At 61.7% G+C, this 12,928-nt stretch carries 12 protein-coding genes and 1 pseudogene; 11 read left to right on the top strand and 2 right to left on the bottom strand.

Annotated elements, in window-relative coordinates:
* The 3 genes from JKG68_RS22255 to JKG68_RS22245 all read left to right on the top strand — a co-directional run.
* Window positions 1–1,163: transglycosylase domain-containing protein (locus JKG68_RS22255; RefSeq protein WP_281399193.1), on the top strand; the 1,163-nt coding region annotated here is incomplete at its 5' end.
* A gap of 58 nt (window positions 1,164–1,221) precedes the next feature.
* The gene (locus JKG68_RS22250) at window positions 1,222–2,490 is read left to right on the top strand and encodes a lytic murein transglycosylase (protein ID WP_246515725.1); all 1,269 of its coding nucleotides are present in this window, start codon (window positions 1,222–1,224) and stop codon (window positions 2,488–2,490) included.
* A gap of 32 nt (window positions 2,491–2,522) precedes the next feature.
* On the top strand, window positions 2,523–3,524 hold the full coding sequence (locus JKG68_RS22245; RefSeq protein WP_202063543.1) for a metallophosphoesterase: 1,002 nt from the start codon (window positions 2,523–2,525) through the stop codon (window positions 3,522–3,524).
* A 9-nt stretch (window positions 3,525–3,533) separates the two neighbouring features.
* Here the strand turns inward: JKG68_RS22245 and JKG68_RS22240 are convergent, their stop codons facing one another.
* Window positions 3,534–4,025: a CDP-archaeol synthase gene (locus tag JKG68_RS22240; RefSeq protein ID WP_202063542.1), complete on the bottom strand. Its 492-nt coding sequence runs from the start codon at window positions 4,023–4,025 to the stop codon at window positions 3,534–3,536.
* A 197-nt stretch (window positions 4,026–4,222) separates the two neighbouring features.
* On the opposite strand from JKG68_RS22240, the gene JKG68_RS22235 reads away from it, so the two are divergent.
* Window positions 4,223–4,438 carry a hypothetical protein gene (locus tag JKG68_RS22235; RefSeq protein ID WP_210346424.1) on the top strand — a complete coding sequence of 72 codons (216 nt, stop codon included), beginning with the start codon at window positions 4,223–4,225 and terminating at the stop codon, window positions 4,436–4,438.
* 789 nt (window positions 4,439–5,227) lie between these two features.
* Window positions 5,228–5,740 (top strand): annotated as a pseudogene (locus tag JKG68_RS22230) (IS6 family transposase); the annotation flags it as partial.
* Here JKG68_RS22230 and trhA read toward each other — a convergent pair.
* Entirely contained in the window at window positions 5,633–6,199 is a 567-nt protein-coding gene (trhA, locus tag JKG68_RS33630) for a PAQR family membrane homeostasis protein TrhA (RefSeq protein ID WP_312890913.1), read from the bottom strand. The pseudogene JKG68_RS22230 and the gene trhA sit on opposite strands and share 108 nt — an antisense overlap.
* A 200-nt stretch (window positions 6,200–6,399) precedes the next feature.
* Between trhA and JKG68_RS22225 the strand changes: the two genes are divergently transcribed.
* The 6 genes from JKG68_RS22225 to JKG68_RS22200 all read left to right on the top strand — a co-directional run bounded on the left by JKG68_RS22225 (window position 6,400) and on the right by JKG68_RS22200 (window position 12,904).
* On the top strand, window positions 6,400–7,407 hold the full coding sequence (locus JKG68_RS22225) for a LacI family DNA-binding transcriptional regulator (protein WP_202063540.1): 1,008 nt from the start codon (window positions 6,400–6,402) through the stop codon (window positions 7,405–7,407).
* 67 nt (window positions 7,408–7,474) lie between these two features.
* Window positions 7,475–8,758 carry an extracellular solute-binding protein gene (locus JKG68_RS22220; protein WP_202063539.1) on the top strand — a complete coding sequence of 428 codons (1,284 nt, stop codon included), beginning with the start codon at window positions 7,475–7,477 and terminating at the stop codon, window positions 8,756–8,758.
* A 62-nt stretch (window positions 8,759–8,820) separates the two neighbouring features.
* A complete protein-coding gene (locus JKG68_RS22215) occupies window positions 8,821–9,672 on the top strand; it encodes a carbohydrate ABC transporter permease (RefSeq protein WP_202063538.1) in 852 nt (283 codons plus the stop codon).
* Window positions 9,669–10,529, top strand: coding sequence for a carbohydrate ABC transporter permease (locus JKG68_RS22210; RefSeq protein ID WP_246515724.1), 861 nt, complete (start codon window positions 9,669–9,671; stop codon window positions 10,527–10,529). The genes JKG68_RS22215 and JKG68_RS22210 overlap by 4 nt, the downstream gene beginning before the upstream one ends.
* 11 nt (window positions 10,530–10,540) lie before the next feature.
* Entirely contained in the window at window positions 10,541–11,584 is a 1,044-nt protein-coding gene (locus JKG68_RS22205; protein ID WP_202063537.1) for an ABC transporter ATP-binding protein, read from the top strand.
* A gap of 24 nt (window positions 11,585–11,608) precedes the next feature.
* Complete coding sequence (locus tag JKG68_RS22200) at window positions 11,609–12,904, top strand: MGH1-like glycoside hydrolase domain-containing protein (protein ID WP_202063536.1); 1,296 nt, start codon at window positions 11,609–11,611, stop codon at window positions 12,902–12,904.
* Window positions 12,905–12,928: the final 24 nt, after the last annotated feature.

Genomic DNA, 12,928 nt, shown 5'->3' with positions numbered 1-12,928 from the left:
TGCTGCCAGAGTTCAAGATCCAGGCGCAGGCCTTTACCGAGTGGGTGGTGGAAACCTGGGGAGACAAGTACGTGCAGCCGGGAGAGACGGTTCGCTTCTTCGTCACCCTGAACCCGCACGTCCAGCATATCGCGGAACAGCAACTCAGCAGGCTGATCAAGGATGGGGCTGTTCCGCCCCAGTATGATGCCGGCGCGGTGATGATGGCTCTCAATGGACGGGTGCAGGCGATGGTCGGCTCCGTGAACTGGTCTCAGCGGCAGTTCAACAATGCCGTCAAAGCACGCGTGCAGGCTGGCTCAACGGCCAAGCTACCGTTGCTGATCGCCGCCTGTGAGGCCGGCAAGTCTCCGGAGAGCCGGGTCTTGGACCAGCCGGTCAGAGGGAGCTGGCCGGCGAACGGCGAGCAGGGCTACCGCGGTCAAACAACGCTGAAGGAGGCTTTTGCCTCGTCGCGCAACGCGGCTGCCGTGCGGCTGACACAGGAACTCGGGGCTGACACTGTCGCTACGGTCAGCCGCCGCATAGGCATCGATCCTGGGCCTGCAGCCGACTCAAGCTTTGTCCTCGGCTCCTACTCAAGCAACGTCATGACCATGACGGCCGCCTACACAGCCGTGGCCAATGGCGGCTATCAGATTGAGCCATCGGGCGTGCTGGCGGTGGTTGATGGCCGCGGCCAAGTGCGGGCTGACTTTCTCACCCCCATGCGAACGAGGGTCATCCCTGAAAAATGCATTGAGCCGACTCAAGCGCTGCTGCGTGAGGTGGTCCAGAATGGGACCGGACGCACGGCTCGATTGAAGCACTGGGCAGCTTACGGAAAGACAGGGACCTCGACGGGTAATGCCGACGCTTGGTTCATTGGCTGGAGTGAGCAGCGGGTATTCGGGGTCTGGATGGGCCGGCGCCGCGGCGAGCCAGGACAAGCGGTAGCAGGCGCGGGTGCTCCGGCGACCTACTTCGGGCGTGTGGCCACCGCCGTGAATGAATGGGCCGAGCGCCAGCAGAGGCTCGAAGAGCAGCGGCTCGCAAATGCCCGCACCAAGAGAGGTCTTGATCCGAGCAAAACCGTTGATTGGTTCTCGTCCCTTCCGCGGGCCATACCCCTGCCTGACACTTCATCAGCTCAGGAAAGACCCTCCAAGGAGAAAAGGACGTGAGCCATGCGAACCTAAGTTGGATCTATTCTCACCAGGATCGGCTCAATCTAGGATGCTCATGATGCTTATCCGTTATGTCTGTTGCATGTTCGCCGTTCTGCTTGTCGGAAGCTCCTGCGACCTTGTGGCGGCAGAGCGCTCGCCGGCGCAGGGATCAGAGACGCGACAACAGGTTGAGAATCAGTTCCGCGAATGGCTGGCCGGCACAGTCTGGCCTGAGGCGTTCAAGGAGAGAATTTCCCGCGAGACGTTCGATCGGGCTCTCGGATCCCTCACGCTGGATTGGAGCCTGCCGGAACTGCAGCCCCCCGGCCAAACAACCCCAAGGGACGATCAGCGGCAGGCCGAATTCCAGAACCCCGGCCTCTACTTCTCGGAAAGCCAGCTCACCTCGCTCGCGGCAGCCGGCGGAAACCTCCTGAAGCAGTGGGCGAACGCTCTGACAATGATCGAGCAGCGCTATGGTGTGCCGCGGGAGATCATCGTAGCGATCTGGGGCCATGAGTCGCATTTCGGCCGAGTCAGGCCTAAGCACCAGGCCGTGAGGGTTCTGGCCACGCAAGCCTTCATGGGCCGGCGGCGCACGCTCTACTATCCGGAGCTCTTGGCGGTGCTGCGGATCCTGGAGCAGGATCAGTGGCCGGAGGAGACTTTACTGTCCTCTTGGGCGGGGGCCATGGGACAGCCGCAGCTGCTGCCCTCGAAGTACCTGCGCTATGCCGTTGACGCGGACGGGGACGGACAGCGCGACATCTGGCGCTCGGTGCCAGACAGCCTCGCGTCTATTGCGAATTATCTGCATGAGCATGGTTGGACGCCAGGGAGGAGTTGGGGTGTGGAGGTGCAGGTGCCGGCGGGTGTCCCCTGCAGCCTAGAAGGGCCGCGGCAGGGTAAACCGGTGCGGGAATGGGCACAGCTCGGCCTGGCTCACGCCGACCAGACATCTCTTCCAGACAAGAACAGCGATGCAATCGCGTTCCTGCTGATGCCGGCGGGGCGACTGGGACCGGCCTTTCTGGTGTCCGAGAACTTCTACGTGCTCAAGCAGTACAACGAGTCCGACCTCTATGCGCTGTTCGTCGGCCACTTGGCCGATCGGCTGCGCGGCGGCTCCAGCTTTCGAGCGACGTGGGCGCCGACTGATCCTATGCAGCGCAGGGATATCTGGGCCATGCAGGAGCGCCTGCAGTTCCAAGGCCACGATGTTGGCAAGGTCGACGGCCTGATCGGCTTTGCAACCCGCACGGCCATCGGCCAGTGGCAGATGAGAAACCAGCGTGCCGAGACGTGCTTTCCTGATCCGGCCTTAATCCCAATGATCCGATAGGCCGCTTTCCTCATGACGCTCCCGGTCGTCGCATGATAGTGTCCCTCATTCCTCACCTGGAGAGTGAGCTTGGTCTCACACCCGACGAGAAGATAGCTCTTGCCAGTCTCGAACCGCGCTTCGGCCACACCTACGTCGTACAACGTCTCAGGCGAGAAGCGGAGTATGAGGCTCAGTCACTGCGCGAGCGCACCCAGCTCTTTAATCGTGAGCACTGGCTCTCGAACCCAGCCCTGATCCGAGGTGGTCTCCGGCTGCTTGGTCTGCATGCGAGAGCTCGGCGCAATGCTCTTGCCATCGAGGTCCGCCATCACGAGGTGCGACTGCCTGATCTTCCGGACGCCTTTGACGGGTTCGTGCTCCTGCACCTTGCTGATCTGCACTTCGGCATGAATGACCAATTCTTGGACGCACTCCTCCAGCGCATTGAGCCGCTGCGCTACGACCTATGTGTTCTGACGGGCGATTACCGTGCGCTCACCTATGGTCCCTATAGGGAGGCGCTCGAGGGCCTAGAGCGTCTGCGGGCACTCATCAAAGGCCCTGCTTATGCAATCTTGGGGAACCACGATACGATCCGCATGGTCCCCGCCATGGAGCGTATAGGATACCAGCTCCTGCTGAACGAGGCGACGAGCCTTGCACTCGGTAACGAGGCCATCTACCTGGCCGGGGTCGATGATGCAAACTTCTACAGCATGGCCCACATTGACCAAGCTGCACGTGATATCCCAGCAGGAGCCGTGTCGATCCTGCTCTCACACACTCCTGAGACGTATCGCCAAGCGGCTGACGCAACGTTCGACCTGATGCTCTGCGGACATACGCATGGCGGCCAGATCTGCCTTCCGGGCGGCATTCCGATCCGCACCGAGGCAACCAGCCCCCGCCGCTTCGTAAAAGGCTCATGGCGCTACGGCAGGATGATCGGCTATACCTCGACTGGGGCTGGCACCTGCATCGTCGATGCGCGCTTGAACTGCCCACCCGAGGTGACCCTGCATCGGCTTCGGCGCGGTTCTGCCTCGATCTGAGGTGGCACATCAGAAGGGACGGTCGCGGATCTTCAACCGGAACAGAATCCGGGACAGGACAAGTTCCAACACGATGAACGCGATGACGAGAACAGCGATGTCGTTGCTCGTCAGGTTGAACTGCTCCTTGACAATCAGAAGAGGCAGCAGGGCCTCGGGGATTTGATCGAGCCCAAAGGCCTGGGCATGCAGGGGCAGGTGAAGGCGCCGTTTGACAAAGCTGGAGAAGAGATCCCCCAGCATGGACGTGCCTGCGATTATAGCCCCTGTGCCCCAGTCCAGGTGAAGCAGGACGGCTGATCCAGCCGTGGCGACGACGGACAGAACGACACCACGGATGGTTTTCGAGGCTCCGAAGAGCGGTTCGCCATCGGGCAGGGTAAGCCCCCCATCTAGCGGGGTGCTGAGGCAATCCTGGAGCAGCTTTTTGGCAAAGATCGGTGTCCCATTGGCTACCCCGAGGAGCGCGAGGAGTTGCAGGCTCAGCATCCAGTCGGCCATGTCGGTCACCAGGTTAAAGGGTACCTCGACGATAAGGGAAATCAGGCAAACTACGTTCAGTTCAGCACGGGACGTACGCTGACCGGACCCCATCGCATCTGTTTCGCGGAGCAGATGTGCTCCATCCTTGTCCGGGCACGAACGCTGTTGCCGTGCTGCCATCATGCCCCATAACTTTCCCCGCTTCCTGAGACGTCGTGGAAACCATGAAAACCGCAGCAGAGTATCGGAAACATGCCGAAGAGTGCCGGGCGCTGGCCAAGCAGGTGCCTGACAGCGAGCATCGCAATCAGCTTCTGGAAATGGCCAGAACCTGGGACAACCTGGCTGCGGATCGGGAAAAGCTGGTTCGCAACCATCCTGAACTCGACACATCGAAAGGTTCGATCAAGGCTCAATCCCCAGTGAAGTAGTTGGTGAACGGGCCGAGATGGCAGTTGCTGACGACATTGAGGCGCTTGTTACTCGCAGTCCGGGTTTGACAGAGGCCGAGATAGCGGCTGCCCTGTTCGGAGAGGCGGGCTACACAGCACAGGTCTCAGTAGCCTGTCGAAACCTGATCAAGAGTCGCCGGATCGATCGAACTGGCCGAGGCGGGCGCAACGATCCATTCCGCTACTTTCCGAAAGGAGCGCTGACGGTTCCGAGCTCGCCGGTGAAGCGCCGTCGATATTGGGCCTAATTCGCAGAAGCCCATGTATGGAAGAGCCGGCCGGCTAAGATCTCCAGTCCCGTTTAACCTAGATGAAGGCTGCGATCCTGCGGAGGGCGCATTCTACGGTCGTGGATTGGTTCTTTTCTTCCCTCGGGATCAATTCGCCTCCGACGGCAAGCACACTCCTGGACTGAGACCTCCCTCGTCAGCTGCGCCTGGCGGGGGAGTTTTTCGTGGGATAAGAGGCCATGATGCCTGCACCATCCTTGCCCGCCAGCTATACTGCTGATGAGATGGCAGATCGACTGGTGACGAGTTCACCGGGCGCATTGGATGCAGATTTCCTGGGATGACGTAAACCGCACGCAAACAAAAGGCCTCCAGTTCGTCACGAGGCTCGGGATCGACGTCTTTGTCACGGACAATGCCATCAGACGGTGGAAAGCTGATCCGGATTGCCATCATAGGGTCGTTCCTATCGCGACGTCCCTGGGAACGATCTACGGCCTTGGTCCTTGCGAGCCGTCCAGCCAAGGCTAGGTTCAACGGAACTGAATTCGCGAACCAGATCCGCCGCCGTCTTCCAGCAGCCGGAGACAAATGGCATCTCGATGAGGTCGTGATCAACATTGCAGGCTGGAAGCACTGGCTCTGGCGCGCCGTCGACCAGCATGGGGTCGTGCTCGACATTCTGATTCAGAGCCGGTGCAATGCCAAAGCAGCCAAACGCTTGCTGCGGAAATTGCTGAAGAAGCAGGGCAGGGCTCCGCGCGTGATGATCACCGATAAACTTGCCAGCTATGGCGCTGCCAAACGAGAGATCATCCCCGGGGTCGAGCACCGGCAGCATCGGAGGTTGAACAACCGAGCAGAAAACAGTCATCAACCGACCCGCCGACGGGAGCGCATCATGAAGCGCTTCAAATCAGCCGGACAGGCCCAGCGCTCCCTCTCAGCTCACGATCAGATTGCCAATCTCTTCCACCGTCCTGCCAACACCAACGCCTCTGATCATCGCCGTGCTCGTGCTCGGGCCTTCCAGGTCTGGGCTGAGGTGACTGGTATCCCGAGCGTCGCCTAAGTCTGGATGCGAGCCGCGGTCGGTATGTCCTTCTTCAACAACTTGACGGTGCCTCTTCAGGACCATTCCCGCCAGGGAGCCCGCCCAGACGCCGACCAGCAGGACGATGGCCGTGATCTCGTTCTTCATCTGTATGATGAACGGCGTGTAGGTTTCTGCGATCCGGAGGTAGATGGCCGAACGGTCGAACCGCCGCAGGATCCATTTGATCGGGGAGACCGGCCACAGGTTGTAGAGGGCAGAGATGACCAGCACGGCCATCAGGCTGGCACCGTAGATCGCCATCGACGTCAGCTCCCAAGCGCCAGCCGTCGGCGCGGCGAGGGCCAACAGGACGATCACGGCCACCAGTCCGTTAACAATCCCCAGCGCATGGACGATGCTGTCAGCTAGGATCTCGTGCTTGTCGTTATCCCACTGGACGATCGTTCTCCACACGTTGCTGTCGGCGCAATAGGCCCCTGCGCAACGGCACGAAGCTCCTGACACTGCAATCGTGGCTTTGTAGAACCTGCCGTCAGGACGTGGGTTCCGGGTCCTCTGCGGGGCTGACGTCCGACACGATGGCTCCTGGTGCGGTAGCTTGACTTTCCAAAACGTTTTGGGAGACTGTTTAGAACAGAGGAGAGATCGCCCTTTTGTCGAATCTGAAGCACCTTGCGCAAGCGCTGGGCTTGTCGATCACAACGGTGTCGCGGGCTCTCGACGGTTATTCCGATGTGGCGCCCGCAACCCGGGAGCGCGTTCGAGCGGCCGCACGGGTCATCAATTACCGACCGAACTCTGCCGCTCGCAGTCTGCGTCGGCGCAAGGCCGAGACAGTGGCCGTGACCCTGCCGCTGGAGCCGGGGCGGTTTGGTCCTCCCTTGTTCCTGAACATGTTGGCGGCCTGTAGTCAGAGGCTCGCGGAGGAGGGCCTTGACCTCATGCTGCTTCCGACCACAGGGCACAGCAGTGAGATGGAGACTTACCGTCGCCTCATTGACGGTCGCCGAGCCGATGCAGTGATCGTGGTGCGCACCCGGCTTGAGGATGAGCGGGTGGCTTTTCTGAAGGAGCGCAACATCCCCTTCATCACCCATGGCCGGACGGCCTGCCCGGAGGAGCATGCCTTCATTGACGGCGACGGCGAAGCCGGTTTCCATGAGGCTGCTCGCCTGCTCCTATCCTTGGGCCATCAGCGGATCGCACATCTTGCGGCACCCCAGGGGCTGACCTTCGCTCATCTGCGCCGCAAGGGGTGGAGGACGGCGCTCGAAGAGGCAGGTTGCCTGGAGCCCCTCGAATATACCGCGCAGCCGAATGAAGCCGGCGGCTATGAGGCCGCCCGACGGCTCCTGCAGCAGAGCGCTCCTCCTACAGCCCTTCTATGCGCCACGGACAGCATGGCGATCGGCGCCCTGAGCGCCCTTAAGGAAAAGAGCCTCGTTGCTGGACGCGATATAGCCGTGATCGGCCATGATAATCTCCCCGCTGCTGCGTTCACTGATCCACCGCTCTCGACCATGGAGATAGCCGCTCCCGATGTAGGCTGGCAGCTGGCCGAGATGCTGATCGCCCTCCTAGGTGGGCGTGACAGCCGCAAGCTGCAGACAATTTTGCCGGTTCGACAGGTTCCGAGGGCCACCCACAAACCTGTGAACTGAGCCCAATGCCCTCGACCTTCCGGCCCCGGGTCGAGCGGCATCAAGAAGGGACCGATGGAGGAAGGAAATGACGCATCCGGTATCGCTTCGCGCCATTGCCGCCGCGGCCGCCCTTTTCGGGGGGCTGACCGTCGCTCAGGCGCAGGAAACCATCTTCTACTCGACCCAGCTTCGCCCGATCGAGGAAGCCACGAAAGTTCGTGAGGTTCTGCTGAAGGGCCTGTCCGGCAAAACCACTTACGTAGTGGACGAGCCTCCGGCCTTCGCTGTCCGCATGAAGGCCGAAACCCAGGCCGGCAAGCGCACCGCGAGTGTCGTCGGCGCCTTGCACGGCGAATTGCAGCCCCATGTTCCTGCCGATCTCCAGCCCATCGATGATGTCGCTGCGAAGCTGACGGATCGAGGCATTCCGGCCAATCTGATGGAACTCGGCAAGCTCGGAACGAACCAGCAGCAGTACATCCCGTGGATGCAGGCCACCTACGTGATGGTCGCCAACAAGCAGGCGCTGCAATATCTGCCGCCGGGTGCAGACGTGAACAGCCTCACCTATGCGCAGCTGCAGCAATGGGGCAAGAATATCGTCGATAAGACCGGCAAGCGCCGGATCGGCTTACCGGCTGGTCCCACAGGTCTTCTGCCACGCTTCTTCCAAGGCTATTTCTATCCATCCTTTACAGGCGGCGTGGTCACGACCTTCAAGTCGGCAGATGCCGAGGCCGGTTGGAACGCCCTAAAGGAATTATGGGCGGTCTCGAGCCCCAACTCCACCAACTACAACTTCATGCAGGAGCCTCTGCTGGCCGGTGAGGTCTGGATTGCGTGGGATCACATCGCCCGCGTGAAGGAGGCGCTTACGCTGCAACCGGATCAATTCGTGGCGTTCCCAGCGCCAGCCGGCCCGAAGGGGCGCGGCTACATGCCGGTGATCGCCGGTCTTGCCATCCCGAAGGATGCACCGAACCGCGCGGGCGCCGTGGCGCTGATCGAGCACATGACCAAGCCCGAGACGCAGCTCGCAACCGCTGCCGAAGTTGGCTTCTTCCCGGTGGTCAAGGCGGAGCTACCGCCGAACCTCGCGCCCGGCATCAAGCTGCTCGCCGGCGCAGTCGCTGCGACGCAGAACACCAAGGATGCACTCGTCTCGCTCCTGCCCGTAGGCCTCGGCGCGAAGGGCGGCGAGTTCAACAAGGTCTATACCGACACCTTCCAGCGTATCGTGCTGCGCAACGAACCGGTCAAGGACGTGCTCGAAGCCCAGGCCAAAGTTCTTGATACGCTCATGAAGGACACCGGCGCACCGTGCTGGGCTCCTGACAAGCCGAGCCAAGGCACCTGCTCCGTACAGTAACAGTCCCAGGCCCAGAGAACGTCGGTTCGCTGGGCCTTTTCTTCCCCATGGGAGCGGCTGTCATGCCTGCGCGTACATCCTGGATTCCCTATGCGCTGATCGCGCCCTCGGTCGTCTTCCTAGGCGCGCTGTTCCTCGTGCCGCTCGTCCAGACGATTTGGTTGTCGTTCTCGGCAGGCGACGGCTTCTCGCTGGAGAACTACCAACGCATGGCTGGCGACCTGAACTTCTCGCTTGCTGTGCGCAATACCTTCCTGCTCACCCTCGTGGTGGTGCCGCTCCAGGTCGTGCTGGCCCTCGCCATGGCCACTATGGTGACGAAACTCGACAAGGGGCGCGATCTGGTGTTGTGGGTGCTCACCATACCGCTCGGCATCTCGGATCTGGCCGCGGGGCTCGCCTGGCTCGCGCTGCTTCAGAACACGGGCTACTTGAACTCGGCCCTTTATGCCCTTGGGCTCATTCAGGGTCCGGTCGGCTGGCTGTCGCAGGAGACACCCTGGGCGCTGTTCTTCGCCATCGTTCTTGCTGAGCTCTGGCGTGCGACAGCCATTGTGCTGGTGATCTTGATCGCAGGGCTGCAGCTGATCCCGAAGGAGTTTTCCGAAGCCGCCGAGATTTTCGGTGCAAAGCCCTGGACACGGTTCATGAGGATCACCCTGCCGCTCCTGAAGCCCAGCCTGCAATCGGCGCTGATCCTGCGCACAGTGCTCGCCTTCGAGGTTTTCGCGGTCGTCTACGCGCTCGGCGGGCGCAACTTCCCCGTCCTCGCCGGAGAGGCCTATGTCTGGCAGAACGACAACCAGAACTACGGCGTCGCCGCAGCCTACGCGGTGCTCATCATGGCGATCTCGCTCGCCGCGACGGCCGTTTACTTACGCGTCCTGAGAACACGCCCGGAGCAGCTCCCATGACCATTCAAGCTGCCGAAATCCCACAAACGACGAAGAGCCGGAGCATGGCTCTACCCTCCGCCCGGCGCCTGCTGCTCTGGACAGGGCTTGCGGTGCTGCTGGCCTGGGTTCTCGTGCCTATCTACTTCGTGGCGCTTGGCGCCTTCGGCGGAAGGCTCGGCGTGTTCCGCTGGCCGAAGACAATCTGGCCTGCGGACCTGTCACTTGCGGCCATGACGCAGTTTCTCTCCATCGAGGGCGTGTTCAATGCGCTCGTCAACTCGCTTATCGCTGCTGGGCTCACGGTGTTATTCTCTGTCCTGTTGGGAGCCCCGGCGGGCTATGCGCTGGCGCGCTACAGCTTCCGCGGGCAGAATGCCTACCGGTTGCTCGTGCTCCTCACCCGCGCTTTCCCGCTCGCCATCCTGGCACTGCCGCTCACGGTCTCCTTCATCCGCCTCGGCCTCTACGACACGCCCTTCGGCGTCTCCCTCATTCACACGGTGCTGGCGCTGCCGTTCGCGGCGCTCGTCACGCAAAGCCTCTTCATGGGCATCCCACGCGAGTACGAGGAAGCCGCCTGGGTGTTCGGCTGCACGCGCTTCCAAGCCTTCATGAAGGTGGTTCTGCCGCTGGCGCTCCCGGGTCTTGCCGCAACCGCCATCTTCGCCTTCGTGATCTCCTGGAACGAGGTGTTCGCCGCCTCGATCCTCACCGTGCGCGAGCGGACGCTCACCGCGTATCTGCTCCGGATTCTCGCCGAGAGCCCGCTCCATTACCGCTTCGCCGGAGGCTTCATCCTCATCATCCCCTCCATGCTCTTCATCTTCGCCGTGAGACGCTACCTGTTCGCGGTGTGGGGCATTGCCAGCAAATAAGGGATCACCCCATGGCTGATATTGTCATCGACCGGGTCGTTAAGGAATTCGGCACCTTCCGCGCCCTGCAGGAGGTCTCGCTCACCGTGAATGACGGCGAGTTCGTAGCCCTCCTTGGCCCCTCAGGCTGCGGTAAGACCACGCTCTTGCGTATCATTGCCGGCCTTGAGACTCAGACCTCAGGCCGCATCGTCATCGGCGGACAGGATGTGAGCAACCTCGCCCCCCGTAAGCGCGGTCTCGCGATGGTTTTTCAGAACTATGCTGTTTTTCCGCATATGACCGTGTTCGAGAACGTCGCCTTCGGCCTGCGGATGCAGAAGGCACAGCAGACGGAGGTCAAGCGCAAGGTGGAGCGTGCGGCAGCCCTTCTCCATATCGAAAGCTACCTCGACCGCTATCCGGCAAAGCTCTCGGGAGGCCAGCGCCAACGCGTGGCGGTGGCCCGGGCGCTGGCCGTCGAGCCCGCCGTGCTGCTCATGGACGAGCCCCTCTCCAATCTCGACGCTCTCCTGCGGCTCGAGATGCGCACGGAACTGAAGGCCGTCCTGCGCGAGGCGGGAACGACCACGATCTATGTCACGCACGACCAGACGGAGGCTATGGGCCTCGCCGACCGCATTGCGGTGATGTACGGCGGCAAAATCGACCAGATAGGCTCGCCGCTTGAGATCTACGCAACACCCGCAACTCGCTTCGTCGGCGGGTTCATCGGCTCGCCGCCCATGAACTTCATCAAAGTCCAATGCAGCCAAGGGACGGCGCGCATCGGTGACGCCGCTCTGCCATGTCCTGCGACGAGCAAGGACATCGAGCTCGGGTTGCGTGGCGAGGACGCGAGCCTTTCGCCCGATGGCTCCGGAATTCCGTTCGATATCCGGGTCGTGGAGCCGATGGGCTCGCACCTGCTCCTGACAGGCTCCATCGATGGCCAGTCCGCTCGCATCGTCGCACCGCCGATTGCGAAAGTGAATGCTGGCCAACGCGTGGGCCTTACGGTCGATCCCACCCGGGTGACCTGGATCGACAGCATCACCGGACGGGCCATCGCCTGAGCCTGACTTGAAGGATGTTTGAGAATGACCACACTCCGCATGGAAGAGGGCGCACACGCCGTTCTCGCGCGCAACGATCGCGGCGGCTACACGGTACCGACAGACCGGCTCTATCCGTTCCAATGGAACTGGGACTCCGCCTTTGTGGCCATGGGATTTGCCACCTTCGACGTGGACCGGGCCTATCGCGAGCTTGAGCGCTTGACCGAAGGTCAGTGGGACGACGGCATGATCCCGCACATCGTGTTTCATGCTCCAAGCGATACCTATTTCCCAGGTCCTGACGTGTGGGGGACGCGGCACCGAATTCCAACCTCCGGCATCACCCAGCCGCCGGTTTTCGGCATGGCTCTGCGCCATGTTCACGAGGCTGCTCTTGCAAGCGCCATAACCAATGCCGAGACGAGGACGAAGACGCTGTTTCAGGCGGCCCTACGCTCGCACCGCTGGTGGCTTGAAGCACGGGATCCGGACGGTCTCGGGCTGGTGTCGATTCTACACCCCTGGGAGAGCGGCAGCGACAACTCGCCGGCCTGGGACGACGCGCTTGCCCGCGTGCCCACTAGCACGACAACCACGATCCGCCGCAAGGACACGGGTCACGTGGATGCCTCCATGCGCCCGCGCGACGAGGACTATCAGCGCTTCATCCATCTCGTCGATGTCTATCGGGATTGCGACTGGAATCCAAAGCGGCAATGGGCGAAAGCACCCTTCAAGGTGGCCGATGTCCAGATGACCGCGATCCTTGCACGGGCCACGGCCGATCTCATGCATCTGGCAGAGACGCTGGGAACCGAGGGCGACAAAGCCGAGCTGGCGCAGATGCATACCAAGCTGCAGGACGGTCTCATTCGCCGCTGGCGTCCAAGCCTATCCCGCTTTCTCTCTCTGGATCTGATCTCAGGAAATGACATCGAAACGCCGACGCAAGCGGGCTTCATTCCGCTTGTTGCAGTGTCCCTTGATGACGCGCAGCGAGGCGCTGTCATGGCGGAGATTGAGCGCTGGCTCGACAGGATGGTCGTCGGCGTCCCGTCGGCACCAGCCTTCTCGCACGCCTTTGAGCCAAAACGCTATTGGCGCGGCCCGGTCTGGGCCGTCATCAATTGGCTCATCACGGATGGTCTTCGCTTGAACGGGGCCGAAGACCTCGCCCGCCGGATCGAGCAGACCACGGTCCGTGCTATCGAGAACGCCGGATTCTGCGAATATTTCGATCCAACCACCGGAGAGGGCCTCGGCGGCGATAGCTTCTCATGGACCGCAGCTGCGTACCTTGTTCTGAGCGGACGCAATAGGCTCGTGGAAGGTAGATGATGCATCCTACTTGCCATGTTTAAT

The sequence above is a fragment of the Microvirga aerilata genome (assembly GCF_016743775.1).
Classification (GTDB): Bacteria; Pseudomonadota; Alphaproteobacteria; order Rhizobiales; family Beijerinckiaceae; genus Microvirga; species Microvirga aerilata.
The sequence above is the reverse complement of the archived record's forward strand: the minus strand, read 5'-3'. Positions and strand labels throughout refer to the sequence as shown.